Genomic DNA, 26,856 nt, shown 5'->3' with positions numbered 1-26,856 from the left:
GCATGCGCTGCTGAGGCAGGTCCCGCTCCCCGCGTAAATTTATCGAACTGGAGTCCCACGCATGAAAAAGAGTCTCATCGTTGTTGCGGTTGCCGCATCGTTCGCATCCGTCGCTCACGCACAAAGCAGCGTGACCCTGTATGGTCTGCTGGACGCAGGCTTGACGTACACCAGCAACGTCAACCACAACGCAAAGTGGGCAGCAGGTAGCGGTGGCATCAACCAAAGCATGTTCGGTCTGCGTGGTTCGGAAGATCTGGGCGGCGGACTGAAGGCAATCTTCACGTTGGAAAGCGGCTTCAACATCAACAACGGCAAGTTCGCTAACAACAACGGCATGTTCAACCGTCAAGCGTTTGTCGGTCTGTCGAGCGCGCAATTCGGTACGGTCACGCTGGGTCGTCAATACGACGCAGCACAAGACTACCTGGCACCGCTGACCGCAACGGGCAGCTGGGGCGGTACGTACTTCGCTCACCCGTTCAACAACGACAACCTGAGCACGAACGGCGGCTACGCAGTCAACAACTCGATCAAGTACTCGAGCGCTAACTACGCAGGCTTCACGTTCGGCGGCACGTACGGCTTCTCGAACCAGGCTGGCGCATTCGCAAACAACCGCGAATACAGCGTGGGTGCTGCATACCAGTGGCAAGGCCTGCACCTCGGTGCTGCATACGCACAGCAGAACAACCCGGCTGCAAACGCAACCGGCGCTTCGGACGGCGTGCTGGCTAACACCGCAGGCACCATCACGGGCAACTTCCGCCAACGTGAGTTCGGCGCAGCTGCTTCGTACTCGTTCGGCCCGGCTACCGTCGGTGCTGCATTCACGCAGTCGCGTATCGACAACCTGGTTGGCGCAGCAGTTGGCCAACGTCAAGGTCGTTCGAACAACTACGAAGTCAACGGCAAGTACAACCTGACGCCGGCAATGGCTCTGGGCGTTGCTTACACGTTCACCGACGCACGTGGCTACGGCGCCAATGCTGACGGCAACGACATGAAGACCCGTTACCACCAGATCGGCCTGCAAGCTGACTACTCGCTGTCGCGTCGTACGGACGTCTACGCTCAAGCTGTGTACCAGCACGCAATGGGCGACGGCGGTGTAGCTTCGATCTACAGCGGCGACAACACGCAACTGCCGTCGTCGTCGAAGAACCAGACGGCTGCTACGGTCGGTCTGCGTCACCGCTTCTAAGCTTCAGCAGCAGAAGAAGCTTGTTGTTGCAGAAAAGGTGCCGTTCGCGGCACCTTTTTTTATGGGCGCGCCACTTTGGTGGTCGGCACCCGCCGTGAATGCCGGATGCCGTGCCGCGCCTGGCTGGACCCTGCACGTACCGTGCGGTACTCAGAAAATCGTACGCAGACCGAGTGCAACGCCGGTCTGATTGTTCTTGCCCGGCAATTCGACCGAGGCTGCTCCCGACACCTTGTCGAAATCGACCGTACCGTACACCTCGGTGCGCTTCGACAACGCATACTCGGCCAGTGCCACGAACGTATAGCGATTGCCGCTGCCCAGTTGACCGTTGCCGATCGCCGCATTGGACATGTGGTCGTAATACGCAGCGCCAGTCAGCATGAGAGTGCGTGTGGCCTGCCACGTCACGCCGGCAAACGGGCCGTTGTCGACGCGCCCCGAACCCTTCAGGATATCGACGCCCGGTACGAGCGTTTGCTGCGCCAGAGCGCTATCCACGAAGCCTGTGTCGTCCTTCGAATGCAGATAGCCGACGTACACCTTCGCGGAGTTGAACGCATAGACCGCGTTTGCGTTGAAGATGGTCTGCTTGTGATTGCTGTTGTCGCTGTTCTGTTGCACGCCGGCCGCGACGCTGAGCGGCCCGGCCACATACGATAGCGTGAAGCCGTACATATTGCCCGCGCCGAGATGACCCGGCACCTGTCCTGAGAACCCGCCGACGCCCGTCGATTCCGAGTTGGTGCCAAACGAGTACATCGCAGCTATGGTCAGGCCTTTGTACGTGCCGGTGTATTTAACGGCGTTGTCCGCGTAAAGTCCGGCGCCGAGCGCGCCCGGCAGCCATGAATTCTCCGCGTAGTTGCCGACCGTGAGCGGATCGTAGGTGTCGCCCAGCAGATCGAACAACGGCGTCTTCTGACGGCCGAACGTTACCGTGCCGTACTGGCTGCTCAGGCCGACATAGGCGTTGCGATTGAAGAGCCGCTGGCTGTCCGAGGCCGAGCCGTCCTGCAGGTTGATACCGCTTTCCAGATCGAAGATCGCCTTCAGACCGCCGCCCAGATCCTCCGAACCACGCAGGCCCCAGCGGCTGTTGGTGATCGCGCCGTTGCTCATATAGAGGCGCCCGTCGTTCTTCGCATTCGAGTTCGTCAGATAGCGCACGCTCACGTCGGCGACGCCATACAGCGTGATCGAACTCTGCGCGGAGGCCTGCTCGGCCGTCATGACGAGGGCTGCACCGCTCACGAGTGCGGCGGTCTTGAGGAGTCTTACTTGTCTCACTGGAATTCCTGTGTGTGGTTATGGATTTTTCATTCGCGGTCGCGACGCGCAGGCTCGCTACGCGCCGGGCGCGCCGATGATAGACCACCACCTCCACTGCGCCATTAATCCATTGGCGCAATAACGTATTGCGATTTCTAACAATTATGCACAGGACTCTGACAATAGTTGACTTTCGCGACAGCGCGCTTGCGGTAGTCTGAAACGATTGAGTTATAGACATTTTTCGCGGCGACGCTAGCACGTGTGCTGCAGGTGCGCGTTCTTACTGCATGGATACTCCCGCTTCAAACCCGCTGGCTCGTTCGCCGGCCATTCAGGATCTCACCGACGAGCAATGGCATCTCATCGTGCCGCTCCTGCCTGAAATGAAGGACCACGGCCCTCGGCGTGGCCGTCCCAGCATCGACATCCGTTGTGTGGTGAACAGCGTGCTGTGGGTGCTGCACACGGGCAAGCCGTGGCACGCCATGCCCGACCGCTATGCGCCTTATCAGACCGCGCATCGTTATTATTTGCGCTGGAAGAATTCAGGGGTGCTGGCCAATATCGCCTTTGCGTTGTTCGATACCGATGCCATGCTGACACGGCCTGTCACTCGCAAGGGCTACCCGCGCACTGCGTAGCAGGATCAGGACCGTTTCGGCATAACAAGCAGAAAGGCCGTCATCCGGTTACCGGATGACGGCCTTTTCAATCGCATGCTTTGGTCATGCTGCATGAAAGTGCTGATCGAAGGCGCCGCTCAATCACGCATGCTCTTCGACCTTGAACACTGCAACCGCATTTCGCAGACGTTCGGTCTGCTCATCGAGTGAACCGGCCGCAGCCGCTGCCTGTTCGACCAGCGCGGCATTGCGTTGCGTCACATCGTCCATCTGACGGATCGCGAGATTGACTTCGCCGATGCCCGAGCTCTGTTCTTTCGAGGCTGCGGAGATCTCGTTCATGATCGCCGTCACGCGACGCACGGCGTCGACCACCTCGCTGATCGTGCTGCCGGCTTTGCCTGCCAGCGTCGAGCCTTCGCCGACCTGCGCGACGGACTGATGGATCAGCACCTTGATCTCTTTGGCCGCCGTCGCACTGCGCTGCGCGAGATTGCGCACTTCGCCCGCGACGACCGCGAAGCCGCGGCCTTCCTCGCCGGCGCGCGCCGCTTCTACTGCGGCGTTCAGCGCGAGGATATTGGTCTGGAAGGCGATGCCTTCGATCACGCTGATGATCTCGCCGATCTTGCGCGAGCTATCGGTGATGCCGGCCATTTTTTCGACCACGTCGTTGACGACATCGCCGCCACGCGCGGCAATGTTCGACGCATCCGCTGCGAGTTCTGACGCGGTCGCGGCATTGTCGGCGTTCTGGGTGACGGTCTTGGTGAGCTCGTCCATGCTGGCGGCGGTCTGCTGCAACGATGCGGCTTGTTCTTCGGTACGGCTCGACAGATCCAGGTTGCCCGCGGCAATCTCTTTCGAGGCGATCGTGATCGTTTCGGCGGACGTCTTGATCCGCGCGACTGTCGCAGCCAGTTGATTGCGCATCTCGCGCAGGGAGAACAACAGGCTCGACGTGTCGTCGCGACGCAGGTCGATGTGAGTGGCGAGATCGCCGCGCGCGATCTGCATGGCAATCGCCGCTGCCGCGGAAGGCTCTCCGCCGATCGACCGCGATACGTTGCGCACGACCCGCGAAGCCACGAACGACACCACCACACCCAGCAGCACCAGCATGCCGGCCGAGCGCGCGAGGGTCGCGTAGAGCTGCGCCTGGATGTCATCCATATAGGCGCCGGCGATAAAGTCCCAGTTCCATGGGCCGAAGCGCTTCACATAGCCGATCTTTTCGCTCGGTACCGTCTCGCCGGGTTTCGGCCACCAGTAGCGCAGATAGCCTGCGCCGCTCGCCGAGCCGCCTGCCTGCGCGATGTCGTGATACAGCGCATTGCCTTTGGCGTCGCGGAAGCTGCTCATGTCCTTGCCGTTCAGCTTCGGACTCATCGGATGAGCGACCATCACCGAATCGCTGCGCACGATCGTCACGTAGCCCGATGCGCCGTAACGCTGCGCAGTGATGCGGGCGATGGCCTGCTGTTTGGCCTCATCGACCGGGAGCTTGCCCGCGTCGGCCTGCTTCGCGTAGTCCGCGACGATCGACACCGCCATGTCGGTGACGTCGGCCAGGTCCGCGCGCCGTGCGTCCATTTGAGCGTTTCGTGCATCGAACGCATTCACAACGGTCACGATCAGGAGGGCTGCCCAGCACAGCAGTATCGGCACCCACAATTTCTGTTTTAGTGTCAGACGGTTCATTATCGGTTTCGACAATACGTTGAACTCGGAATAGGGACGGGCTGCAATCTGCGTTGCATAGCCGGCATAACGGCTGTTGCTGTGGATTCTTTATTCCGGCGTCCGAAATTGCTGGCTGAAACGTGTGCGTCCGGCCTGATGCGGCCGATGAAATACAGGGAACGTTGAGGAAAATCGGGGAAAGTGGCGTCAAGCCCGTAGAAAACCGCGGGAAACTGCAGCGGGTAACTGGGCGCCCGTACTAACCCTAGATCTGCTCCTGACCAAACGCCGACAGGCGTTCGAGGTCTAGCACGTCGATCTGGTTGTACGAGAGGCGCAAAATCTGCAGCCTTTCGAGGTTTTGCAGTGCCTGGTTGATCCGTTGCCGCGACACGCCTGCCAGCAGGCCGACTTCTTCCTGCGAAATGGCCAGCGTGCGCCCGGTGTCGGGGTATAGGTCGGGATTGAACAGTTGCGCGAGCGACTGGGCGACGCGCGCGTCGACATCCAGCAGACGGCTGTTCTGGATCGACGCAATGAATTCGCCCATGCGGTTGTTCAACTGCCGGATCACGAAGCCGGTGAACGGCAAGCTCGATTCGAGCAGCGCATGGAACGTCTCTGATGGCACGAACATTACGAGCGAAGGCTGAATGGCGGCCACGTCGTATTTGCGCAATTCGCGCTTGATCACGCTGCCTTCGCCGAACCAGCCGCCGGGCGGCACGCCGGAGAGCGTGCAACTGCGTCCCGAGGCGTTGTAGATGGCGAGTTTGATGAGGCCGGAATGGACGCCGATCCAGTAGTCTGACGGCTCCTGGCGGCGCGCGATCCATGCGCCCCCTTCCAGCCGCTCCGCGTGCGCGCTGGCAAGGATCATGGCCTGGTGCTCGGCGGCGAGCGCCCTGAACCACGCGCAGGTGCCGAATAGCCGCGGCAGATCGGCGCGCGGGACCCGTTCAGGCCGGTGCGGGCGGGAGTCTGCGACGGCGGTAAACGGTGCGTCATCCATAAGCAGCAAGCGGTGCGTAGGCGAGTGAAGTTGGTTGAATGGAGCCAGGGCGCGCCACTCTGTCATTTGAATGACAGACAGTTCACCATGACAATTGCTAGGCTAGCTCATCAATCAGAAAAATCGACGGCGCGGCCAGCGCCTCAGGAGACAAAGCGATGATGCACATGTTCGAAGAAGGCCTCCAGCGGCGCGAGGCCAATTATGTCCCACTGACGCCCATCGATTTCATCGTACGCGCAGCGGAAGTCTACGGTGAGCGGCTGGCGGTCGTTCATGGGGAGATTCGCCGCAACTGGCGCGAAACCTACGAGCGCGCGCGGCGTCTGGCCAGCGCGTTGCGGCAGGCCGGCATCGAGCGCGGCGACACGGTTGCCGCTTTGCTGCCGAATATTCCTCCGATGATAGAAGCGCATTTCGGCGTGCCGATGGCCGGCGCCGTGCTCAATACATTGAACACTCGGCTCGACGTGTCGTCGCTGCTGTTCATGTTGCGTCATGGCGAGGCGCAGGCGTTGATTGTCGATACGGAGTACAGCGAATTGGCGCACCGCGCCGCGCTGGAATTCCCCGAGTTGCGCGTGATCAGCGTGGCCGACGCGATGCCCGCCGACGCTAGCAAGTTCATCCGCGCAACCGACTACGAAGCATTCCTGCAAACCGGCGACCCCGAGTTCGCCTGGACCCTGCCCGCCGACGAGTGGGACGCCATCGCGTTGAACTACACCTCGGGCACGACCGGTGATCCTAAAGGCGTGGTCTACCACCATCGCGGCGCGTATCTGAATGCGCTCAGCAATATCCTCGAATGGGATATGCCCAAGCATGCGGTTTACCTGTGGACCTTGCCGCTCTTTCACTGCAACGGCTGGTGTTTCCCATGGACCGTTGCCGCGCGTGCCGGCGTCAATGTCTGTCTACGCAAATTCGACGCGAAGACGGTATTCGAACTGATTCGGCGCGAAGGCATCACGCACTATTGCGGCGCGCCGATCGTGCAAAGCGCGCTTGCGAATGCGCCCGTCGAATGGCGTGAGGGCATCACGCATCGCGTGTCGACGATGGTGGCGGGCGCGGCGCCCGCGCCGGCGGTGATCGCGAAGATGAAGGAGATCGGCTTCGATCTGACGCACGTATACGGACTCACCGAGACGTACGGACCAGCTGCTGTCTGCGCAAAACAGGAAGAATGGGACTCGCTCGACGACAACGCGCGCGCCGAAATGAACGCGCGGCAAGGCGTGCGTTATCACTTGCAGGCAGCCATAACGGTAGTCGATCCGGACACGCTCGAGCCCGTGCCTGACGACGGCGAAACGCTCGGCGAGATCATGTTCCGCGGCAATATCTGCATGAAGGGGTATCTGAAGAACGAGCGCGCCACGGAAGCGACCTTCCGCGGCGGCTGGTTCCATACCGGGGACCTCGGCGTGCGGATGCCTGACGGCTACATCCGTATCCGCGATCGCAGCAAGGACATCATCATTTCGGGCGGCGAGAACATCTCGAGCATCGAGGTCGAAGACACGCTGTACCGTCACCCTGCGGTGTCGGTTGCCGCCGTGGTGGCGATGGCCGATCCGAAGTGGGGCGAGGTACCCTGCGCCTTCGTCGAGCTCAAGGAGGGCGCTCAGGTGAGCGCAGAAGAGATCATCGCGCACTGCCGGCTGTTTCTTGCGGGATACAAGTTGCCAAAGGCGGTGCGCTTCGGCGAATTGCCGAAGACGTCGACGGGAAAAATTCAGAAGTTCGAACTGCGCGCGCGGATCAAGGCGGAACAGACCGAATAGACCGCGCGCGATGGTCTAGCGCGCCGAATGGCGCGCTATGGGTGCTGAACGATGCAAGCGCGGGGTTCCGCGCGCATCAGCTTCGACAAGCGCTTAACCGCGCGTGTCGACCCAGCGTCGTGCCCAGCGTGCCGAGTGCTGCAGTGCCTGTTCTTCGTTCGGGAAGTAGTCGAGCGAATAGAACTGGTAGCGCCCTTCGGTACGTGCGCTATCAGCGCGTTCGAGCAACAGGTTGGATGAGAAGCTACCGTCGGGCAAACGATGCGCCGAGGGTTTGACGGCATAGCCGTTGTAATGATGAATATGTTTGTTTTGCATTTTATATTTTAATAATGTTCGAGTGCGCGCCTGCCGTGCGAGCCGTTATACGGGTCACGCGGACGAGCCGATTCAAGCCATTGCGAGCCGAATCCAAACGCAGTCGGAAAGCTAAAAAAGGGCGTTAAAGCCAGAGGGGAGAATGAGGTGCAACGAGGCGTTTGGCGCTTAGGCTAGCTGAACAATATATGCAGCTAAAAGCGATCGCGCCAACTGTGGGAGACAAAGCTCCGCGAGGATGTCGCTGCAGCCCGATGTCCGTTGCCGGACACCGAGCCCTTCAAACTTACATCGGCTTGATGTTAGCCGCTTGCAGACCCTTCGGGCCTTGCTTCGTTTCGAAGCTCACCTTCTGATTTTCAGCCAGCGTCTTGAAGCCGTCGCCGCTGATTTCGGAGAAGTGCGCGAACAGGTCGTCGCCGCCCTTGTCCGGGGTGATGAAGCCAAAGCCTTTGCTGTCGTTGAACCACTTAACGGTACCGGTATCCATGAAGAATCCTTGAGTAAAAAATAGAAAAATTTGCTCGGTTGAGGAGCGCTTGAAGGGTCAAGGAGGGAGAGGACAACGAATACCGCTGAGGAGCGAGACATTGATGAACAGCAATCGAACTTCTTGAACTTCGGGTGCCACAGTAACCGTCGGGCATGCCAGCGTCAACACTTATCTTGTAACTGTTTTGTTATGGGTCGTGCTTGCATACGCTCGACGCGCCGCGATGCCGCCCTCGTTACTGGCTTGCCGCGTTGCGCGACACGACAAGCCAGTCGAGCGGAATTTCTGTTTCAGATGCCCACTTTATGCGCCGTCAGGATCAGGCGTAATCCAAGCGCGGCAACTGCGCTAGCAGCGACGCGATCAATCCAGGCCTTCCACTGCAGATAGATTTCACGCGGACGTTTGCTCGAAAAGCACAACGCGACCACGGTGTACCAGCCGGCTTCAATGGCGAAGATCGCAGGGGGCAATGCAAAGTAGCACCACAGCGGCGGATGTTGCGGAAGCAGGGCCGCGAAGATACTGCCGTAGTAGACCGCTGTTTTCGGATTGCTGAGTTGTGTGCTCAAACCGATCCAGAAGGATTTGCGCACGTTGGTAGCGGCGGCTTGCGCAGCATCGAACGCGAGCGGTTTGGCCGCACCGCGCCAGATCTTCGACGCGAGGTAGATCAGATAAAGGCCGCCGGCCACTTTCAAGCCGACGTACAGCCATTCCACTGTCGCCAGCAAGGTGTATAGGCCGAGTAAGGCGATACCGCTAAAGAACACACCGCCGATGCCCATGCCTGCTGCGGTCGCTAGGCCGTCGCCGCGCGAAAGTCCGATTGCATTGCGTGCAACGATAACGAAGCTTGGTCCTGGACTCATGGCACCAAGCAGCAGTGCGGCCAGGATCGTGACGATGGCGGTCGAAGCGGGCATTTTTGCGTGTCTCCTACAGGCGGGATGCGGTCAGTGAAACATAGCATGGGAAGGCGCGGTTTTGTTTTTGGCCAGAGCCAACAGACCCATTAAAGACCCAATAAGAATCGAAAAAGCCGCTAAAGAACACCAACCGAATGACCAAGTAAGCTCGCCATCGAATGCCGGCAATCAGTTGCTGCAAGCAGCGGAAATTGGATGCTAGAATGCCCTCCCATACGCTAAAGCAGCCTTGGAACACCAAGGCCGATCGGGCGCGATTCGAGCCGTTTGCCGACGAATTCCCCTAAATCCAGGATTTATTGGGCATGACCCCTGATGCGAGTTCCCACGCATCGGGAGAGGCGTCGCAAGTTCGATTTGCACTCAACCCATCTGATTTACGCATAGGCTTCGCGTTGTTTTGCGAAGCTTTTTGTTTTTCAAACGCGAGCACTATCAGCCGCGAAACCGGTACGTTATGAAAGAGCGAGAGGAACAACGGCTGTTCGACCTCGACGGGAATGCGCGTGAGCGCCTGATCGTGTGGATCCGCCGACGTATGGACGAATACGGCATTACGATTGAAGCGCTTGCTGAAGCAATCGAAGCCGACAAAGCCGCAGTCCGCGCCGTGATGTATCGCGATGCCTACGGAAATACGTGGGACGGTCATGGCGAAAAGCCGGATTGGCTGGCGCGCGCAATCTACGCTGGGCAGAACATCGACCATTTCCGTTGTTGAGCGGAGCCGCGGTTTTTTCTGCCAATCGTTTTCCTGCGTGGCTGCACGATATCGCGTTCGGCCAATTGATTCGGCATCCAAAAAAAAGCCCGCGCGGGGCGGGCTTAACCTACTCGGAGTTTCGCGATCCAGTCGCTAGACGGATCATCTCCAGTGTATGTGAAAGCTTTATGAAAGTATAGAAAATCTGCGTCACAGGTCGAAAAACACGGTTTCCTTGTCGCCCTGCATATAGATGTCGAACCGGTACACATTGGCCGTGTTCGGCTCGCGGCGCGCGATCAGCGTGTCACGCCGGTCCGCTGGAACCGCTGCCAGCACGGCATCCCGTTCGTTAGCCTCGGCTTCGTCCTCGAAATAGATGCGCGTGAAGGTGTGCAGCAGCATGCCGCGCATCGTCACAATCACATTCAGATGCGGCGCTTCGTCCGGGTTTGCGCGGCCGGGTTTGACCGTTTCAACGACAAAGCGTTGGAGCGGATCGGTGCCCGTACCGACGCGGGCGAAGCCGCGAAAACCGGTCTTCAGGATTTCCTCGCGTGATTCCGGGTAGTGGCCGTGCGCGTCTACCTGCGACACTTCCAGCATTGCATCGCCGATCACCTTGCCGTCGCCGTCGAACACCTGCCCGACGATCGTGATGTGCTCGCCGGCCGCTTCGCGGTCGGCCAGAACCGGCGTAAACAGGCTCTTGAAGGCGAAGTCGTATTGCTGCGGGCACAGACCGTAGGCGAAGTACGGTCCAACCGTTTGCGAAGGCGTTTGCTTGAGGGTCGTCATGGCTTAGCGCTCCATCGGGGTTTCGTTGCGGCCGCGCAGCACGATGTCGAAGTCGTAGCCGAGCGCATAGGCCTCCTGCGTCGTATCGAGCGAGAAGCCCGCAATCATGCGGTCGCGTGCGTGCTCGGGCGTGCCCTGGAAAATCGGGTCGAAGGCCAGCAGCGGGTCGCCGGGGAAATACATCTGCGTGACGAGGCGCGAGCCGAAATGCTCGCCGAACAGCGAGAAGTGAATGTGATTCGGACGCCACGCGTTCGGATGATTGCCCCAGGGGTAGGCGCCCGGTTTGATCGTCAGAAAGCGATAGCGGCCTTCGTTGTCGGTGATGCAGCGGCCTGCGCCGAGGAAGTTCGGGTCGAGCGGCGCGTCGTGCTGATCGTTCTTGTGCACATAGCGGCCGGCAGCGTTGGCTTGCCAGATTTCAACCAGCGTATTGCGCACCGGGCGGCCGCCCTCGTCGAGCACACGGCCTGTCACGATGATCCGCTCGCCGAGCGGCTCGCCGTTGCGCACCGCATTGCGCGTCAGATCGTGATCGAGCGCGCCGAGGTCCTCGGTGCCGTAAACCGGTACACGTTGGTCGCGCAGTTTTTCCTTCAGAGGAATCAGCGGACGCGTCGGGCCGCGTTTGACCGAGGAACCGTAGCCGGGGTACACGTAGGCGGGGTGGGACGCGAAGTCGCGCGCGGTGAGAAAGGAATCGTCCATCAGTGTCTCCTTCGAGAATTGTGGGATACGGCTTTATGGAGCGACTTTATCTAACCTGAGAGGTTATGCAAAATGACGTTTTCGCCCATTTCGTATAACCTGCCGTTATGCAACGCAGCCTCGCGGACAGCCGCGTCAAATTCCGTCATCTCCAGTGCTTTCTGGCCGTCGCCCAGTTCGGCGGCGTGCAGCGGGCCGCCGAAAGCCTGTCCATTACGCAGCCCGCCGTCTCCAAGACGGTTGCCGAACTGGAGGCGATTCTCGGCGTGAAGCTGTTCGAGCGCGGCCGCCACGGCGCCGTGCCGACCCGCGAGGGGCAACTCTTCATGCCGCATGCGAGCGCCTGCGTCAGTGCGTTGCGACAGGGTGTGGACCTGCTGGCGCGCGCGGAAGGCGCGGCGGCCGCCACGCTCGAAATCGGCATTCTGCCGACCGTCGCGGCTGCGCTGGTGCCGCCGGTGCTGAAGCGCTTCGCCGCGCTTTGGCCGCGCGTGATCGTGCGCCTTGCCACAGGCGCCAACCCCGAATTGCTCGAGCGTTTGAAGGCCGGCACGATCGAATTCGCGATCGGGCGTCTGGCGGACCCGGAACGGATGGTCGGGCTCAGTTTCGAGCAGCTTTTCAGCGAGCCGTTGATTGCCGTGGTCCGCGCCGGGCATCCGTTGGCGCTGGGGGCCGGCTTGCCGGCCACGTTGCTGGAGGATTTTCCGGTGGTGCTGCCGCCGTTCGGCACGCTGATTCGGCAATCGGCTGAAAGCCTGCTGAGCGCGTGGGGCGTGCCGCCGTTGTCGGGGTTTGTCGAAGTGCTGTCGGTATCGACGGGGCGTGCGTTGACGCTGGAGAATGACGCGGTGTGGTTCGTGCCGCTGAGCGCCGTCGAATATGAACTGGGGCACGGCATGTTGGTGCGTTTGCCCTTGCCGTTCGCGGGCACCGGCGAACCTGTGGGGCTGATCCGGCGCTCGGACACGCAGCCGTCACCGGTGGGACGGGCGTTTATCGATGCCGTGCGCGAGGTTGCCCAGCTGCGCATGACGGCCGCCGCCGGCAAGCCTGCGGTCAAACGTGCGTCCAGGCGCAGCCGCGGCGGCATGTCCAGGACCTAAGGCACGCCGCCAGGCGGCACGGGAGATGCGGGAGGCGCAGTAGACGCAATAGACGCCCGCCGCGGCCCGATTCTCCCCGCGTGAACCATCCAGTACAAAATAAAGTTTGCGAACGCCCCGTCACCCGGTGTACAAACACGATGCAAAAGCCGTCTCGGGCCGCATTGCCGCGGCACACCACGCATGCGGTGTCACACTGCAGGTGAAAGACGGCGCGCACCGAACAGCAGAAACATCACGAACACGCGCAACAGCGTAAGAAAGCCTGCACAAGGAGATTGCCATGCCCAGCGACTTGCCCACTCCAGACGCCGCGCTGCGCGCCGTGTCGGCGCCTGAGCACAATCCGCTCGGCACCGCCGGCCTCGAATTCGTGGAGTTCGCCTCGCGCGAGCCGAAGGCGCTCGGCGAGACTTTCACGAAACTCGGCTTCAAGGCAATTGCGCGCCATATCAGCAAGGACGTCACGCTGTATCGCCAGGGCGAGATGCATTTCCTGATCAACGCCGAGCCGGATTCGTTTGCCGAGCGCTACGCCGAGGAATACGGCGCCGGCATCTGCGCGATCGGCATTCGCGTGGCCAACGCGCAGCGCGCCTTCGACCGCGCGATCGAACTCGGTGCATGGGCGTTCGAAGGCGAACGCCTCGGTGCGGGCGAGTTGCTGATTCCGGCGATCCAGGGCATTGGCGATTCGCACATCTATTTCGTCGACCGGTGGCGCGGCCGTGGCGGCCAGCGCGGCGGCCTCGGCGACATCTCCATCTTTGACATCGACTTCCGTCCGATCGAGATCGATACCGCGCACGCCGATCTGAGTCACGCGGGCACCGGTCTCGTCGCGGTCGATCATCTGACGCAAACAGTCGGTGAGGGCCGGATGCAGGAGTGGCTCGACTTCTATCGCGACCTGCTCAACTTCCGCGAGATTCACGAGCTGCACGCGAACTGGCATGTGTCGGCGGAGTCGCGCGTGATGGTGTCGCCATGCGGCGCGATCCGCGTGCCTTTGTATGAAGAAGGCACGCGCCGCACGAATCTGATGCACGACTATCTGCCGGATCATCCGGGCGAAGGCGTGCAGCACATCGCGCTTGCCACCGACGATATCTTTGCGTGCGTCGAGCAACTTCTCGCAAACGGTGTCGAGTTCGTCGAGCCCCCGCCGCGCTATTACGAACAACTCGATGCCCGTCTGCCGGGTCATGGGCTCGATGTCGAGCGGCTCAAGCGCACGCACGTTCTGGTGGACGGCGAGATTGGGGCCGACGGCGTGCCGCTGCTGTTCTTTCAGACCTTTGTGCGGCGCGGTGCCGGCGAGATCTTCTTTGAGATCGTGCAACGGCAGGGTCACCACGGCTTCGGCGAAGGCAATCTGAGCGCGTTGGCGCAGGCACGCGAGCAAGCCGGCGCTTAACGCTTTGCCGTTTGCCGCTTACCGTTGAATCAATCAGTCTCGGGATTGCCCGCCAGCCCAGGATTCACCGCGCTGTACGCCGCCGCTTCCCGCAACAGCCACTCGCGAAAGCTCGTGAGCGGCTTGCCGTGACTCAACTCCGTCGGATAGACGAGGTAATACGCCGAGTCCGCGACGGCGAGTGCGTCGAGCGCAATCACAAGCCCGAGTTGTTCGAGCTGAGCGTCGACGAAAAAGCGCGGCACCAGCGCGATGCCGAGACCGGCCGCCGCAGCGCTGATCAGCATCGTGTGGAGTTCGTAGCGGACCCCTTGCATCGTCCGGTTATCGTCGACACCGAGGTTGGCGAACCACGACGCCCAGCCGTCAGGCCGGGTGGTGGAATGCAGCAGCGGGTAGTCCAGCAGATCTGCCGCAGTTTTCACGGGCCGGGCCAGTAAACTCGCCGAACACACCGGCACGACTTCCTCGCTAAACAGAAAATCCGCCGATGTGCCCGGCCATGTCGGCTTGCCGTAGTGAATCGCGGCCTCGAAGTGCGTATCGGCGAACGGGAACGTGCCGGTGCGCACGCCCATATTGACCCGTACGTCTGGATACTGCGCGTTGAATGCCGCCAGCCGCGGAATCAGCCATTGCGATGCGAAAGTCGGCAGCACCGCCAGTTCCAGATACCCACCGCCGCTGCCATGCGCAATGATCGACAGCGTGTCGCGGTCCAGTTGTTCGAGCGAGCGCCGCACCTGCGCGCTATAGACCTTGCCCGCCTTGGTCAGCACCACCCGCTGTTTGACGCGCACGAACAGCCGCACGCCGAGATTGCTCTCCAGCGTATTGATCTGCCGGGACACCGCGCTTTCGGTGAGGAACAGCTCGCGCGCCGCATGCGTGAAGCTCTCGTGCCGCGCGGCGGCTTCGAAAGCGAGCAGCGCGCCCATGTTGGGGATCTTGAACTTTCGCACGTTGATTCCAAAAACGCATCAAGTGGCGATTTTATCTCGCTTTACGGCGCCGCTGCGAATTTGAATAATCTCGCATCCAACGATGCCGTGCTTGCGCCTTGAAGCCATGCCGGCAAGCCATCTTCATACACACGAACGCGTGCTCACCGCACTCCGCCCGGAACCGATATGCGAAACATCAAGAATGCGAATGTCGAACAACTGCTGCTGAAATTGCTCGGCGCAGAGAAAACCGCGAGGCTGTTCGCCACTCTGAACCATCCGCAGATCCTCAATGAATGGGAGGACGGCACCGTCACCCGCGCCGAACTGGCGCAGGCGATGAACATGGCGCTGTTCGAAGACCTGCTGGCGCGCTCGGCGAATGGCCGTCAGTACACCGAGGAGGCGATCGCCGCTGGTGGCAGCGTCTACTTCGATCATGGTGCATTGCGCACGGTGCGCTGGGCGGAGAGCGGCGCGTTGCCGCCGGGTGAGGCTGCCTTCGCGCGCATCTTGCGGCCGCTCGGCTTCAGCATCAACGGCCGTTATCCGCTTGACCGCCTGGGCATGACCGGTCGCGCTTGGGCACATGACGACGCCCCCGACGAGATCGCGCAGTTCTTCGTCAGCGAATTGCATCCCGAGCGTTTCTCGGCGGAGTTTCAGCAGGCGGTGACGAAAGTGATCGGCGCCTCTCGCGATCCGTTGACGCCGCAAGCCGCCGGCCAGTTGTGGGAGCTCGAACGCGAAGGCGTGTTGTCGCTCGAGGCGGCTCACGCATTGCTGCCGGTGATCGTCGGCGCCTTCGCGCGTCAGCATGAGACGCCACGCGAAGCCGATTACGAAGTATTGTTGAAGGAGTCGGCCGAAATGGCGTGGATCGCGACCGAAGGCAACGCCTTCAATCACGCTACCGATCGCGTCGCGGACGTGTTCAAGCTCTCCGACGACGAAAAGGCAAAGGGTCGTCCGATGAAGCCGGAAGTGGAGCGTTCGCGTTCGGGCCGCGTGTTTCAGACCGCGTACCGTGCGGACATCGTGCGGCGCGAATTTCGCGCGGCAGATGGCAGCATCGTCACGCGCGACGTGCCGGGCTCGTTCTACGAGTTCATCACGCGCAAGCGGACCTTCGATCAGGACGCGCGCCGCTGGGAAACGGACCTGCGTTTCGACGCCGGCAACGCACAGGGCATCTTCAAGATGACCGCGAGCCAGGCGGCTTAATTCGTAAGTGCAGGGCGATAGCGTGGGCGTTGAACACGAGACATGAGGGGCAAGGTGGGAACGTCATTGGATGAAGAGCAGGGCGCAGGCGTGAAGGCTTCGTTGAGCGACGCGGCTCATGGCTCGTCGAAAGCGCCGCGCGTTGCCAGGCCCTTTCAAGGGACTGCTGCTGTTATGCAGGCGCTCGAAGCTGACCTGCGCCGCAACGTACGCGGCGAAGTACGCTTCGATCAGGGCTCGAAAGCGTTGTATGCGGCGGATGCATCGAACTATCGGCAAGTCCCACTCGCCGTGGTCGTGCCATCGGACGTCGACGATCTGCTCGAAACGCTCGCCGCTTGCCGCCGCAATGACGTGCCCTTTCTCCCGCGCGGCGGCGGCACCTCGCAGAACGGTCAATGCGTGAACGTCGCGGTGGTGGCCGACGCGAGCAAGTATGTGAACCGTGTCGTGTCGGTCGACCCTGTCGCGGGCGTAGCGATCGTCGAACCAGGCGTAATCTGCGACACCTTGCGCGACGCTGCCGAAGCGCACGGCCTCACATTCGCACCCGATCCCGCGACGCACAGTCGCTGCACGCTCGGCGGCATGATCGCCAACAACTCGTGCGGCGCGCATTCGGTAATGGCCGGCAAAACGGTGGAGAACGTCGAGGCGCTGGAAATCGCGACCTTCGACGGCGCGCGTTTCTGGGTCGGGCCTACTTCGGACGACGAACTCGAACGCATCATCGCAGCAGGCGGCCGCCAGGGTGAAGTCTACGCCGCGCTCAAGCAACTGCGCGACACCTACGCCGGTCAGATTCGCGCGAAATTCCCGCAGATCAAGCGGCGCGTGTCGGGCTTCAATCTCGATCAACTGCTGCCGGAAAACGGCTTCAACGTCGCGCGGGCGTTGGTCGGCACCGAGGGCACCTGTGCGGTGACCTTGCAGGCGAAAGTGCGGCTCGTAAAGAGTCCGGCGAAACGCGTGATCGTCGTGGTCGGCTTTACCGATATCTACACCGCCGCGGACGCCGTGCCGCATTTCATGCGCTGCGGGCCGATCGCGATCGAAGGACTCGACCGTGCGATCATCCGCGGCTTGCAGGCGCGCGGGTTGAAGAAGGATGAGATCGCCTTGCTGCCGGCAGGCGATGCCTGGGTCGTGCTCGAATTCGGCGCGGATACGCAAGACGATGCCGTGCATCAGGCGCACACCGCCGCGGCGTATTTTTCGTCGGGCGCAGCAGGACCGAACGTGTCGGCGATGCTTGTCGAAGATCGTGCACTTCAGGCCAAGGTGTGGTCGATCCGCGAGACGGGCGCGTCGGCGGTGGCCTTGTCGGTGGATGCGGGCACGCCCGATCCAGTGGTCGGCTGGGAAGATGCGGCAGTCGATCCCATGCGTCTCGGCGATTATCTGCGTGCGTTTCAGGCGCTGGTGGATCGATATGGCTACGAGACGAGCCTATACGGCCATTTCGGCGACGGTTGCGTCCACGCGCGCATTACCTTCGATCTATGCAGCGTGGAAGGTGTCGCGACGTGGCGTAAGTTTCTACGCGAAGCGGCGGAACTGGTGGTCGAATTCGGCGGCTCGCTCTCGGGCGAACACGGCGACGGTCAGGCCAAGGCCGAGTTCCTGCCGATCATGTACGGCCCCGATCTGATGCAGGCGATGGAGCAGTTCAAGGCGATCTGGGACCCGGCCAATCGATTGAATCCCGGCAAGGTCGTGCATGCGTATCGCGCCGACGAAAACCTGCGTATGGGGCCGGCCTACAAGCCCGTGACACTGCAAACGAAGCTCACCTTCGCGAGTCAGGAAGGTGAGGGTTTTCAGCGTGAGATCGAACGATGCATCGGCATGGGCAAATGCCGCTCGCTCGAAGGCGGCACGATGTGCCCGAGCTTTCGCGCAACACGTGAAGAGAAATACTCGACACGTGGCCGCGCGCATCTGTTCTGGGAAATGCTGCAAGGCGACGTGATCACCGATGGCTGGCAAAGCCGTGAAGTGAAAGAGGCGCTTGATACCTGCCTCGCGTGCAAGGGCTGCAAATCCGATTGCCCGACGCATACGGATATGGCGTCGTACAAAGCGGAGTTTCTTTCGCATTACTACGAGACGAATCGCCGGCCGCGTCAGGCGTTGTTTATGGGGCGGATTGGCGAATGGGCGCCGTGGGCGGCGCGCTTTCCGCGGCTGACGAATTTTATGACGTCGGCGCCGGGGTTGGCTGCGGTTGGGAAGTGGGTCGCCGGTGTCGCGCAAGCACGTGAGTTGCCGAAGTTTGCGACGCGGACGTATCGACAGATTGCCCGGCGTTCGCCTCAGACGGAGCTTGATGCTCGCTCTCCTGGTGACGTGAAGAAAGTCATCCTGTGGGTCGATACGTTCAACGATCACTTCACGCCAGAGATCGCGCAGGCCGCGGCCGATGTGCTGACGCAAATGGGTTGGCACGTCGTGCTGCCGAAGAATCGTTTGTGTTGCGGGCGTCCGCTGTATGACTTCGGTTTACTCGACCGTGCGCGCGAGTTGCTGACCACCATTCTCGATGACCTCGGCGAGGACATCGCCGCGGGTGTGCCGTTAGTCGGGCTTGAACCGGGTTGCTTGTCGGTGTTCAAGGACGAACTGCTGAAGCAATTCCCCGATCATGCTTTAGCGACGCAGCTATCAGCGCAGACGTTTCTATTTTCCGATTTCGTCGCGCGTCAGCCGTTCGATTGGCCGACGCTTCCCGCGGACGTGATCGTGCACGGCCATTGTCATCAGAAGGCGCTATTCGGTATGCAAGGCGATACCGCGCTGCTGAACAAGCTTGGCGTGAAGTGGAAATTGCTCGATACGGGATGCTGCGGCATGGCGGGATCGTTCGGCTTCAACGACGAGCATCACGCGCTGTCTGAGAAGATCGGCGAAAGCACGCTGTTTCCAGCTGTGCGTGCTGCGGCCGCGGCAAACGCGGAAATGATCGTGCTGACCAACGGCTTCAGTTGCCGGGAGCAGATCGAACAGGGGACCGGGCAACACGCGATACATATCGCGCAACTGGCGCAGCAGGCGTTGGCGGCACGCCGTTAAGGGGCCGTAGCGCCGTCGCTATTTTTTCGCCGGCTCTGAGGTAGCCGACGTCTGCGGAATGTCGGCGCTGGTTGCCATCCACAACACCTCGGCGTCTTCGTCGCTGGTGGACACTGCTGCGTGGCCGGTGCGGCTGTCGAAGTAAAGGCTGTCACCTGCGTTGAGATGCGTCGGCGCGTACAACTCGGAATAGAGGCACACGCTGCCGCTGATCACGTACAGGAATTCTTCACCCTCGTGACGGCCCCAGTCATCGAAGGCATCCAATGTGTGCGCCGAAATGCGGATGCGAAACGGCAACATCGCTTTGTGCGCCAGATCCGTGGCGAGCAACTCCATCTGATAGCCGCGGTAGGCGTGACGCTGGCCTTCGTTTTTGCGGGTCAACGCGCGGCGGCCGCTCGCGCTGACTTTGGGCGTCGAACCGAACAGCTCACCGATTTCAATCTTCAGACCGAGTACGATTTTCTGCAGGACGTCGAACGTCGGGGACATCAGACCGTTTTCGACTTTGGAGAGGGTCGAGCGGGAGACGCCACAGAGGCGGCTCGCGGTTTCGAGCGTCAAGTCCTGCGCCTGGCGGGCCGCACGGACGCGGCGGCCGAGGTCGGTTGTCGATGGATCGGCGGGTTTGGTGAGATGGGTGTCCATTGGGCTGGCTTAAATACTCGCCTTGCGCGGCGTTCGATGTTTCCGATAATAACATTTGGGAGGGGCGGGGCTCGGTAGTGTCCGGCTCATGCGACCACCTAGCAACTTTTCCCATCGGAAACGCTGCGACGTCGGAATTCACTAGACCCTCACGCCTCCTTACCTGCCCAGACCGCCAAACAGCCGGCGACGGCGATTCCATTGCCTACAATCAGGTTACGTGCAGGACGCTCTCGAGTAACTCGATTGCAGTAGCGTTCGCAGTCGAGCCTGCGCGCCCGAATCCCGACTTGTAGTAATCGTAAGGGGAATCGTCATGGCAACTTATGTGGTTCTTGCGCAATTTACTGATCAAGGTATCCGCAACGTCAAAAACAGCGCACAACGGGCTGGTCAAGCGGCAGAGATGGCCAGGAGTTTTGGCTGTGAAATGAAAGAGATCTACTGGACGATGGGCCAATACGACATTGTCACGATCGTGGAAGCGCCGGATGAACAAAGCTTCATGTCGTTCGGCCTGGCGCTCGGCTCCGCAGGCAATGTCCGCACGCAAACGCTCCGTGCATTAAAGAAAGACGAATTCAGCGTTCTTCTCGGCAAACTCCCATAAAACAGCCCGACACCAGGCTCTCCAACCGCCTCTCTCCGCGATTCTTTTTCTACGCCGGCAAGCGTCACGATGCGCCGCGGCGAGGCGCGCGCATCGCAACGAATCGATCAGCGGTTCACGAGCTTGGCGGAATACGTCAACGCAAGCGCGCAGCCGACGATCATACATGCGGCGAAGCCGAACAGACCTGCGCTTTGCGAATGGAACGTATCGCGCAACCAGCCGATGAAATACGTGCTGCCGAAACCGCCGAGGTTCGCGATCGAACAGGCGAAGGCGATACCCGCCGCCGCGGCAGGCCCCTTCAGGAAGGTCGAAGGCAGCGACCACACCACAGGCATTGCAGCGGCCGCGCCCGCGTTGATCAGCGAGAACAGAATGACCGTTGCAACCGTGCCGTGGTGGCCCGCACCGGCGATAACTAGCGCAACCGCCGCGACGAGGAACGGGACCACGATATGCCAGCGACGTTCGCGCATCCGGTCGGAACTGGCGCCGCAGTAAAGCGTGCTCAGCACGGCTAGCGCGTTCGGAATCGCCATCAGCCACCCGATGTGATACGGATCGGCTACACCGGTATCGCGCAAGATCGACGGCAGCCAGAAGCTCGTTGCGTACAGCCCGAGCAGCACGCACAGATCGATGAGGCCGAGTGCCCAGACCTTGAAGTCGACGAAGGCGCCGCTCAGCGAATGACTCTTGTTGCCGGACGGCTCCGCGTCGAGATTCGCGCGCAGCGTTTTCTTCTCCGCGGCGCTGAGCCAGCGGGCGGATTCGATGTTATTCGGCAGCCACGCGAGGATCGCAATGCCGAGCGCGATCGACGGCAGCGCTTCGAGCAGGAACAGCCATTGCCAGCCGCCCAGGCCGTGCGCGCCGTTGAAGAACGCCATGATCCAGCCGGAAATCGGGCTGCCGATCATGCTCGACAGCGGCAAGCCGACCATGAACAGCGCCACGATGCGGGCACGGCGCGCATCGGGATACCACTGCGTCAGATAGAGCAGCACGCCCGGCAGAAATCCGGCTTCGGCGACGCCGAGCAGGAAGCGCACGATATAAAACTGCATCGGCGTGGTGACGAACAGCGTCGCGCCCGACAGCAGACCCCAGGTAATCATGATGCGGGCGATCCACAAGCGCGCACCCACCCGCTGCAGAATCAGATTGCTCGGTACTTCGAAGAGGATATAGCCGGCGAAGAACAGACCCGCGCCGAGGCCGTAGACGGTATCGCTGAACTTGAGCGCGTCGAGCATCTGCAGCTTCGCGAGACCGATGTTGATTCGGTCGAGATACGCCGCGAAATAACACAGGCAGAAGAACGTGATGAGACGGATCGTAACCTTGCGATAGAGATCGCTGTTGTCGGTGCTGCTCGTGTCGAGCACGGCACTGCCCTGATAAACATTCGCCATGACTGCCACTCCCGGAAGGTGGTGCGAAAAAAGGTGGATGTCGTGCGACAGAGATCACTCGCACTTCGCTTGCAGATGTCTGTGTATCACGCTAAAAACGTAGCGTATACGCTCCAAAATACGGTGTCGAAAAATACTGGTCAAAGCCCATCGAATTTCCTCGTTGAGTCGTTCTATTCCTCGTAAAAATGCCTGTAATTCATGCTTTTTTACGAGCATGTTCGCGCTTGTTGAACAACGAAAGTGCACGGAAAATGTTAAGCGTGTTAGCTACAAATAAGCCACCCGATGCGAGGGCTTGATCGAGGTCGTATTGAGGGTCCGGTTAGAGGGTGTACACTCTTTCTCTTTCGTCTTCAGGCCGCCCGGCCTTGTACCCCTATGGCGCCGCGCAAGGATTCCTACGACTTTCACGATCAGATCGGCCACTTGTTGCGTCGTGCGTATCAACGGCACGTCGCGATTTTTCAGGAAGCGATTCCCGATTCCGATCTGACCGCCGCGCAGTTCGTCGCACTGTGTGCGGTCAAAGAGCAGCAACCGTGCTCGCTAAACGACATCGTCAAAGCAACTGCGATCGATCAGGCGACGATCCGCGGCGTCGTCGAGCGTCTGAAGGCGCGCGCGCTGATCGAGGTGGGCGCCGACCCGAACGACGGACGCAAGCTCGTCGTGCGTCCCACCGCGGCCGGCCTCGCATTGATCGAGCGCACTGTGCCGTTCGCCCAGGAGGTCACGGAGCGCACCTACGGCGCGCTGAATGCGGGCGAGCGCGTCGCCATGCTGTTTCTGCTGCGCAAAATGATGGAGTCGGACGCGGACGGCGAGTAGGCGAGTCACGCCGCGATCGTCTTGCCTGGCTCCTAAGTATTCGCCGCCTGCGCCGGTTCAGCCGCCAGCAGCTTACCGGCGGCGCGCAAACCTTCGCGCACTGTCTCTTGCGTGAACGGCGGCGCGAGCAGGCGCACGCCAGTCGCGTCGTAGATCGCATTCGCGAGCGCGGCGGGTCCAGGCACGGAAGCCGATTCGCCGGCGCCCAGCGGCGGTTCGCCTTGACGCGGCATCAGCACGATGTCGACGGCCGGCAATTCCGGAAAAGTCAGGATCGGATAACTGCCCCATTCGCGGCTCGCCACCTTGCCGTCGACGAATCGCACGCGCTCCTTGAGCGAGCGGCTCAGTACCTGGATCACGTTGCCGTGAATCTGATGACGGACGCCGTCGGGGTTGATCATCGTGCCGGTGTCCTGGCCGACCGTGATGCGCTCGACCCGCACCTGCCCGGTCACGCGATCAACAACGAGTTCCACAGCCCAAGCTGACCATGCCGCGCCAAAACCCGGAAAGCGACTGTGCACGTAGCGTGCGTAAGCAATGCCATGTCCGCGCGCATAGCGCCCGTCAGCCGCTTCACTGCCGCGCTTGCGATGCTTCCATCCGGCGCGCGCGGCAACCGCTTCAAGCAGTTCGGCAGCGCGTGTGTCGTTCAGATGACGTAACCGAAATTCCAGCGGGTCGCAGCCGGTTAGCGCGGCCATTTCATCGGCGAACGAATCGTGCGCGAACGAGTTGGGCAGCGCCGACACACCGCGAAACCATGATGAACGCACGAGCGGGGCGAGATCGTCGCAGGCGAAACGGCGGTGCGGGCTTTCGTACGGCGAGACAGCGGTGCGGTCGCCCATTTCAAAGACGCGCGCTTGTGGAGCGACGGCGCCTGTCAGCAGCGAGGCGAGCAGCGGTGCATCGTTCGACGGATAGCGCGTCACGAAGTCGTAGCCGACCAGACGGCCGTCGTCGCTGACCGTGCCGGTGACGTCCACCACCTGGCCACAGCCTTTCGGCTCCCAAGTGTGTTCGTCGGCACGCGAGAGCTGCACGCGCACCGGCGCACCGACCGCGCGCGAGAGCAGCAGCGCATCGCCGCAGACGTCGTCCGCACAATTGCGTCCGTAGCAGCCCGCCGCTTCCATGCGGACGACGTCGATGTCGGCTTCGTCGCGTTGCAGGAGGGTCGCGAGATCGCAGCGTAGCGAGACCGGATTCTGCGTGCCCGACCAGACGGTGATGCGTCCCTTGCCGGGCTCCCGGTAGTCGGCCACCGAACACGATGGACCGATCGAGCCATGCATCTGATAAGGCCACACGTAGGTGCGCGATAACGTGGTCGTGCCGGGCAGGCCACGCACGGATTCGACGTCGCCTTCTTCCAGCAGAGGCCGTCGTTTTGCCGGCGCAGCGGAGATCGCAGCGCCTGGATCGTCCAGAGATTCGAGCGGCGGCAGCGGCTTCCATTTCACGCGCAACTCGCGTGCGGCACGAATCGCCTGTTCTTCGCGCTCGGCCACGACGCCCACGAAATCGCCGATCACCACCACGTCTCGCACACCGGCAATATGGGCGACGGATTCGCGTTCAACCCGCTCGAAAGATGTGCCGACGAAAGCGCCGCTATCGATGCCGCTATAAGGCGGACGCACCACCCGCCCATGCAGCATGCCGGGCACGCGCATGTCATGAACAAAGGTCAACGCGCCGGTCGCCTTCGCCGGCAGATCGACACGCGGCGATGAACGCCCGACGAGCCGGTACGTCGATGGATCCTTGACGGGCGTGCCGATGTCGAGTTCAAGCGTCATGCTGCGGCCAGCGAGCAGTTCGGCAAACGTCACGCGCGCGCCATGCGGGTTGGCCGCGCAGAAAATCTGGGCGTCGTCGGTGGCAAGCTGTTCTATAGCGACACCGAGGCGCTGCGCAGCGAGTTCGAAGAGCGCGCCGCGCGCCTGCGCCGCCGCACAACGCAGCGGCACCGCCGAAATCTGGATCGTCGCACTGGCGATCGTGGGACCCTGATTCGGCGTGGCGGCGGTGTCGCCGAGCAGCACCGTGACGCGCTTCGCCGGCACGTCGAGTTCTTCCGCGACGATCTGGCCGAGCGATGTGCGTATGCCCGTGCCGAGATCGACGTGACCGTTGAACGCGAGGATCCGTCCGTCATCGAGTATCGCGACGAAGACTTCGGGTACGTCCGGCACGTAGGTCGAGAGGCTGCCTGGCTGTCCGGCGGCGGGCGTGACGGGCGCAGCCGGCCGCCGGATTACGGCAAGACGGCCGATGCGTGCCAGAAGTTCGGAGCGATTCACGGGCGGAGTCCCTGGATGTGCACCACGCTCATGCGTCAACGCACGCGCTGCTCGATCGCGACCAGCGCGTCCGCGAGCGGCATCACCGCCGCGTACTTCTGCTGCATGTCAAACAGGTTCGCGTCGTGCGGGCCGATTGCCCGATCGCCGACGCAGTCGGACAACACCAGCGGTCGAAACCCATACGACATTGCATCGACAACACTGGCGCGCACACAACCACTCGTCACCGCCCCGGCCACGAGCAGCGTTTGCACGGCGCGCTGCGTAAGCCACGGCGCGAGTTGCGTGCCGAAGAACGCGGACGGCACGGTCTTGCGCACCACCAGTTCGCCTTTCGCGGGTGTCAGTTCCGGCACGATCGCGCTATTGGGATGGTCTTCGGTGAGCGTCGCCATGCCCGGCACTTTGAGCGAGAACACGTTGTCGTCGCTGCCGTCCTCCGCGTAGACGATGCGGCTGTGCGCGACCGGCCAACCCGCGGCGCGGGCGTGGGCAAGCGCCGTCACGGTACGTGCAATCGCCGGCGCGATATTGCCGCCGCCGAATGTAGACGGATCAGCAAAGCCGACCACGAAGTCGACGATCAAGAGGCCAATATTGCCTTGAACGGGCAGTGGTGTGCCGAACCCTTGCTGCTGATACACATGGGCTTCGGCGTGCGTTTGGGGAGCATTCATCGCATCAGGTCTCAGCGTGTCGATTCGATTACGCGGCCGTCGCGCACGACGACATCATCGTCGAGCAGCACGGTGCAGTGGCGCAGCGGAATATCGATGTGGCAGGTCGTCGTGCGGCTGCCGCCGCCTTCGTTGTTCGGGCCGAGCGAGAAGAGGAAATTACCCTCGAACGCGCGCGCATCCATGCCGATGGTCGCTTCACGATCGTAGAGCCCGAGCGTCGACCAGCGCGCACGCGGCTGCAGCCCCCAGCCGATATGCGAGATTGCATAGCCTTCAGGGTCATTGAAGGTTTCCATGTAGTCGCGCAGCAACGCGGCATCGACACCCCCTTCGATCTTTGTCGCGTAGCCGCCTTCCACGGTCAGTACGATCGGCTCGCTCACATAGCGCTTCTGCGGCAGCAGGATGTCGCCGCGATCGATCACGATCGTGCCGTGCGCGGTGCGATCGTTCGGATAGGTCAGCGCGAAGCCGCTTGGCCAATGATCCCAGCGGCCGGGTTCGTCGACGAAACCGTATTCGGCGGTGGGGCCGAACTCGCCAAGCGGGCACACGAGCGACGTGCCAGCCGCGGACGTCACGCGCATTTCGCGCGCGGCGGAGATACGCTTCGCGGCGCCCAGCACCCGCGTGCGGTCGGCAGGGGTCGGCACCATGCGCGCGAGCACCTCGGGAGGTTCGACGGCCAGCAGGATTTTCGTGCCGGACTTCAGGATGTCGTGCTGCTCGGGGGAGAACAGCAGAGTCATCAGGTCGAGCACGAGATCGCTCGCTTTCAGCGCGGCGATCGCGGGGCCGTTGCCGGTGAGCGGCGTGGTGCCAAGATAGGCGAGCGAATCGCGGCTGAAGGCCTTCTCGCCGTTCACCGGCGGCAGATCAAGCCGATTGACGATCGCGCCCATCGATTGCGTCGCGATGAGCGCGCACGACAAGGTCTGCGGATGCGTGGCCGGGCTCGTCAGGATCGTGACGCTCTGGCCGGGTTCGAGGCGGGACAGCGTGAGGACTTCCTTCCACGCTTCGATCAATTGGTAGTCGCTGACTGGCATCGA

General features: G+C 61.7%; 24 protein-coding genes. 10 read left to right on the top strand and 14 right to left on the bottom strand.

Annotated features, from left to right (window positions below; translation table 11 throughout):
- Positions 1–61 precede the first annotated feature (61 nt).
- On the top strand, positions 62–1,204 hold the full coding sequence (locus M0D66_RS21010; protein WP_093635005.1) for a porin: 1,143 nt from the start codon (positions 62–64) through the stop codon (positions 1,202–1,204).
- A gap of 150 nt (positions 1,205–1,354) precedes the next feature.
- On the opposite strand, the gene M0D66_RS21005 is transcribed toward M0D66_RS21010, so the two are convergent.
- On the bottom strand, positions 1,355–2,437 hold the full coding sequence (locus tag M0D66_RS21005) for a porin (RefSeq protein WP_200617750.1): 1,083 nt from the start codon (positions 2,435–2,437) through the stop codon (positions 1,355–1,357).
- 329 nt (positions 2,438–2,766) lie between these two features.
- Between M0D66_RS21005 and M0D66_RS21000 the strand changes: the two genes are divergently transcribed.
- Positions 2,767–3,120: a transposase gene (locus M0D66_RS21000; RefSeq protein ID WP_093635006.1), complete on the top strand. Its 354-nt coding sequence runs from the start codon at positions 2,767–2,769 to the stop codon at positions 3,118–3,120.
- Positions 3,121–3,243: 123 nt separating this feature from the next.
- On the opposite strand, the gene M0D66_RS20995 is transcribed toward M0D66_RS21000, so the two are convergent.
- The gene (locus M0D66_RS20995) at positions 3,244–4,803 is read right to left on the bottom strand and encodes a methyl-accepting chemotaxis protein (RefSeq protein ID WP_093635007.1); all 1,560 of its coding nucleotides are present in this window, start codon (positions 4,801–4,803) and stop codon (positions 3,244–3,246) included.
- A gap of 247 nt (positions 4,804–5,050) precedes the next feature.
- The gene (locus M0D66_RS20990) at positions 5,051–5,797 is read right to left on the bottom strand and encodes a Crp/Fnr family transcriptional regulator (RefSeq protein ID WP_211707691.1); all 747 of its coding nucleotides are present in this window, start codon (positions 5,795–5,797) and stop codon (positions 5,051–5,053) included.
- Between the two features lie 158 nt (positions 5,798–5,955).
- Here M0D66_RS20990 and M0D66_RS20985 point away from each other — a divergent pair, with 158 nt between their 5' ends.
- Positions 5,956–7,587 carry an acyl-CoA synthetase gene (locus M0D66_RS20985; RefSeq protein ID WP_266211490.1) on the top strand — a complete coding sequence of 544 codons (1,632 nt, stop codon included), beginning with the start codon at positions 5,956–5,958 and terminating at the stop codon, positions 7,585–7,587.
- A 93-nt stretch (positions 7,588–7,680) separates the two neighbouring features.
- Here the strand turns inward: M0D66_RS20985 and M0D66_RS20980 are convergent, their stop codons facing one another.
- From M0D66_RS20980 to M0D66_RS20970, 3 genes are all read right to left on the bottom strand, one after another.
- The gene (locus M0D66_RS20980; protein WP_025495857.1) at positions 7,681–7,905 is read right to left on the bottom strand and encodes a hypothetical protein; all 225 of its coding nucleotides are present in this window, start codon (positions 7,903–7,905) and stop codon (positions 7,681–7,683) included.
- 286 nt (positions 7,906–8,191) lie between these two features.
- Entirely contained in the window at positions 8,192–8,395 is a 204-nt protein-coding gene (locus M0D66_RS20975) for a cold-shock protein (protein ID WP_007178877.1), read from the bottom strand.
- A 293-nt stretch (positions 8,396–8,688) separates the two neighbouring features.
- Positions 8,689–9,324, bottom strand: coding sequence for a LysE family translocator (locus M0D66_RS20970; RefSeq protein ID WP_093635011.1), 636 nt, complete (start codon positions 9,322–9,324; stop codon positions 8,689–8,691).
- A 460-nt stretch (positions 9,325–9,784) separates the two neighbouring features.
- Between M0D66_RS20970 and M0D66_RS20965 the strand changes: the two genes are divergently transcribed.
- Entirely contained in the window at positions 9,785–10,048 is a 264-nt protein-coding gene (locus M0D66_RS20965; RefSeq protein ID WP_093635012.1) for an H-NS family nucleoid-associated regulatory protein, read from the top strand.
- A gap of 192 nt (positions 10,049–10,240) precedes the next feature.
- Here M0D66_RS20965 and pcaG read toward each other — a convergent pair whose 3' ends face one another.
- Together pcaG and pcaH are read right to left on the bottom strand one after the other, a co-directional pair.
- Complete coding sequence (pcaG, locus tag M0D66_RS20960) at positions 10,241–10,828, bottom strand: protocatechuate 3,4-dioxygenase subunit alpha (RefSeq protein ID WP_200650888.1); 588 nt, start codon at positions 10,826–10,828, stop codon at positions 10,241–10,243.
- Between the two features lie 3 nt (positions 10,829–10,831).
- Positions 10,832–11,536: a protocatechuate 3,4-dioxygenase subunit beta gene (gene pcaH / locus M0D66_RS20955; protein WP_211699754.1), complete on the bottom strand. Its 705-nt coding sequence runs from the start codon at positions 11,534–11,536 to the stop codon at positions 10,832–10,834.
- Positions 11,537–11,643: 107 nt separating this feature from the next.
- Between pcaH and pcaQ the strand changes: the two genes are divergently transcribed.
- Both pcaQ and M0D66_RS20945 read left to right on the top strand, forming a co-directional pair.
- Positions 11,644–12,642 (top strand): pca operon transcription factor PcaQ, encoded by a 999-nt coding sequence (pcaQ, locus tag M0D66_RS20950; protein ID WP_266211489.1) that lies wholly within the window; start codon positions 11,644–11,646, stop codon positions 12,640–12,642.
- Between the two features lie 283 nt (positions 12,643–12,925).
- The gene (locus tag M0D66_RS20945) at positions 12,926–14,059 is read left to right on the top strand and encodes a 4-hydroxyphenylpyruvate dioxygenase family protein (protein ID WP_093635016.1); all 1,134 of its coding nucleotides are present in this window, start codon (positions 12,926–12,928) and stop codon (positions 14,057–14,059) included.
- Positions 14,060–14,088: 29 nt separating this feature from the next.
- Here the strand turns inward: M0D66_RS20945 and M0D66_RS20940 are convergent, their stop codons facing one another.
- Positions 14,089–15,021: a LysR substrate-binding domain-containing protein gene (locus M0D66_RS20940; protein WP_266211488.1), complete on the bottom strand. Its 933-nt coding sequence runs from the start codon at positions 15,019–15,021 to the stop codon at positions 14,089–14,091.
- A 177-nt stretch (positions 15,022–15,198) separates the two neighbouring features.
- On the opposite strand from M0D66_RS20940, the gene M0D66_RS20935 reads away from it, so the two are divergent.
- Together M0D66_RS20935 and M0D66_RS20930 are read left to right on the top strand one after the other, a co-directional pair.
- On the top strand, positions 15,199–16,227 hold the full coding sequence (locus M0D66_RS20935; RefSeq protein ID WP_256458284.1) for a DUF1338 domain-containing protein: 1,029 nt from the start codon (positions 15,199–15,201) through the stop codon (positions 16,225–16,227).
- Between the two features lie 54 nt (positions 16,228–16,281).
- Positions 16,282–19,299 (top strand): FAD-binding and (Fe-S)-binding domain-containing protein, encoded by a 3,018-nt coding sequence (locus tag M0D66_RS20930; RefSeq protein WP_266211487.1) that lies wholly within the window; start codon positions 16,282–16,284, stop codon positions 19,297–19,299.
- 18 nt (positions 19,300–19,317) lie between these two features.
- On the opposite strand, the gene M0D66_RS20925 is transcribed toward M0D66_RS20930, so the two are convergent.
- A complete protein-coding gene (locus M0D66_RS20925; protein ID WP_093635019.1) occupies positions 19,318–19,950 on the bottom strand; it encodes a helix-turn-helix domain-containing protein in 633 nt (210 codons plus the stop codon).
- Between the two features lie 316 nt (positions 19,951–20,266).
- Between M0D66_RS20925 and M0D66_RS20920 the strand changes: the two genes are divergently transcribed.
- On the top strand, positions 20,267–20,560 hold the full coding sequence (locus M0D66_RS20920) for a GYD domain-containing protein (protein ID WP_266211486.1): 294 nt from the start codon (positions 20,267–20,269) through the stop codon (positions 20,558–20,560).
- 107 nt (positions 20,561–20,667) lie between these two features.
- On the opposite strand, the gene M0D66_RS20915 is transcribed toward M0D66_RS20920, so the two are convergent.
- Positions 20,668–21,978: an MFS transporter gene (locus tag M0D66_RS20915; RefSeq protein WP_266211485.1), complete on the bottom strand. Its 1,311-nt coding sequence runs from the start codon at positions 21,976–21,978 to the stop codon at positions 20,668–20,670.
- A gap of 381 nt (positions 21,979–22,359) precedes the next feature.
- Between M0D66_RS20915 and M0D66_RS20910 the strand changes: the two genes are divergently transcribed.
- Positions 22,360–22,809 (top strand): MarR family winged helix-turn-helix transcriptional regulator, encoded by a 450-nt coding sequence (locus tag M0D66_RS20910; protein WP_054034851.1) that lies wholly within the window; start codon positions 22,360–22,362, stop codon positions 22,807–22,809.
- A gap of 32 nt (positions 22,810–22,841) precedes the next feature.
- Here the strand turns inward: M0D66_RS20910 and M0D66_RS20905 are convergent, their stop codons facing one another.
- The 3 genes from M0D66_RS20905 to M0D66_RS20895 are packed head-to-tail and all read right to left on the bottom strand — an operon-like array spanning position 22,842 to position 26,853.
- Positions 22,842–25,121 (bottom strand): molybdopterin cofactor-binding domain-containing protein, encoded by a 2,280-nt coding sequence (locus tag M0D66_RS20905; RefSeq protein WP_266211484.1) that lies wholly within the window; start codon positions 25,119–25,121, stop codon positions 22,842–22,844.
- 35 nt (positions 25,122–25,156) lie between these two features.
- A complete protein-coding gene (locus M0D66_RS20900) occupies positions 25,157–25,801 on the bottom strand; it encodes an isochorismatase family protein (RefSeq protein WP_200617342.1) in 645 nt (214 codons plus the stop codon).
- An 11-nt stretch (positions 25,802–25,812) separates the two neighbouring features.
- Positions 25,813–26,853, bottom strand: coding sequence for a 2,5-dihydroxypyridine 5,6-dioxygenase (locus tag M0D66_RS20895; RefSeq protein ID WP_266211483.1), 1,041 nt, complete (start codon positions 26,851–26,853; stop codon positions 25,813–25,815).
- Between the last annotated feature and the right edge of the window lie 3 nt (positions 26,854–26,856).

This window comes from Paraburkholderia sp. SECH2 (assembly GCF_030464795.1).
Lineage (GTDB): Bacteria > Pseudomonadota > Gammaproteobacteria > Burkholderiales > Burkholderiaceae > Paraburkholderia > Paraburkholderia aspalathi.
This window is presented reverse-complemented; position numbering and strand designations above follow the sequence as displayed.

What these genes read in the sequence shown, in the direction of transcription:
- M0D66_RS20915 (WP_266211485.1), bottom strand. Translation starts at nt 21,978, where the DNA reads ATGGCGAATGTTTATCAGGGCAGTGCCGTGCTCGACACGAGCAGCACC.
- M0D66_RS20995 (WP_093635007.1), bottom strand. Translation starts at nt 4,803, where the DNA reads ATGAACCGTCTGACACTAAAACAGAAATTGTGGGTGCCGATACTGCTG.
- M0D66_RS21000 (WP_093635006.1), top strand. Translation starts at nt 2,767, where the DNA reads ATGGATACTCCCGCTTCAAACCCGCTGGCTCGTTCGCCGGCCATTCAG.
- M0D66_RS20975 (WP_007178877.1), bottom strand. Translation starts at nt 8,395, where the DNA reads ATGGATACCGGTACCGTTAAGTGGTTCAACGACAGCAAAGGCTTTGGC.
- M0D66_RS21010 (WP_093635005.1), top strand. Translation starts at nt 62, where the DNA reads ATGAAAAAGAGTCTCATCGTTGTTGCGGTTGCCGCATCGTTCGCATCC.
- M0D66_RS20900 (WP_200617342.1), bottom strand. Translation starts at nt 25,801, where the DNA reads ATGAATGCTCCCCAAACGCACGCCGAAGCCCATGTGTATCAGCAGCAA.
- M0D66_RS20970 (WP_093635011.1), bottom strand. Translation starts at nt 9,324, where the DNA reads ATGCCCGCTTCGACCGCCATCGTCACGATCCTGGCCGCACTGCTGCTT.
- M0D66_RS20965 (WP_093635012.1), top strand. Translation starts at nt 9,785, where the DNA reads ATGAAAGAGCGAGAGGAACAACGGCTGTTCGACCTCGACGGGAATGCG.
- pcaG (WP_200650888.1), bottom strand. Translation starts at nt 10,828, where the DNA reads ATGACGACCCTCAAGCAAACGCCTTCGCAAACGGTTGGACCGTACTTC.
- M0D66_RS20990 (WP_211707691.1), bottom strand. Translation starts at nt 5,797, where the DNA reads ATGGATGACGCACCGTTTACCGCCGTCGCAGACTCCCGCCCGCACCGG.
- M0D66_RS20980 (WP_025495857.1), bottom strand. Translation starts at nt 7,905, where the DNA reads ATGCAAAACAAACATATTCATCATTACAACGGCTATGCCGTCAAACCC.
- pcaQ (WP_266211489.1), top strand. Translation starts at nt 11,644, where the DNA reads ATGCAACGCAGCCTCGCGGACAGCCGCGTCAAATTCCGTCATCTCCAG.
- M0D66_RS21005 (WP_200617750.1), bottom strand. Translation starts at nt 2,437, where the DNA reads ATGACGGCCGAGCAGGCCTCCGCGCAGAGTTCGATCACGCTGTATGGC.
- M0D66_RS20920 (WP_266211486.1), top strand. Translation starts at nt 20,267, where the DNA reads ATGGCAACTTATGTGGTTCTTGCGCAATTTACTGATCAAGGTATCCGC.
- M0D66_RS20945 (WP_093635016.1), top strand. Translation starts at nt 12,926, where the DNA reads ATGCCCAGCGACTTGCCCACTCCAGACGCCGCGCTGCGCGCCGTGTCG.
- pcaH (WP_211699754.1), bottom strand. Translation starts at nt 11,536, where the DNA reads ATGGACGATTCCTTTCTCACCGCGCGCGACTTCGCGTCCCACCCCGCC.
- M0D66_RS20925 (WP_093635019.1), bottom strand. Translation starts at nt 19,950, where the DNA reads ATGGACACCCATCTCACCAAACCCGCCGATCCATCGACAACCGACCTC.
- M0D66_RS20985 (WP_266211490.1), top strand. Translation starts at nt 5,956, where the DNA reads ATGATGCACATGTTCGAAGAAGGCCTCCAGCGGCGCGAGGCCAATTAT.
- M0D66_RS20895 (WP_266211483.1), bottom strand. Translation starts at nt 26,853, where the DNA reads ATGCCAGTCAGCGACTACCAATTGATCGAAGCGTGGAAGGAAGTCCTC.
- M0D66_RS20910 (WP_054034851.1), top strand. Translation starts at nt 22,360, where the DNA reads ATGGCGCCGCGCAAGGATTCCTACGACTTTCACGATCAGATCGGCCAC.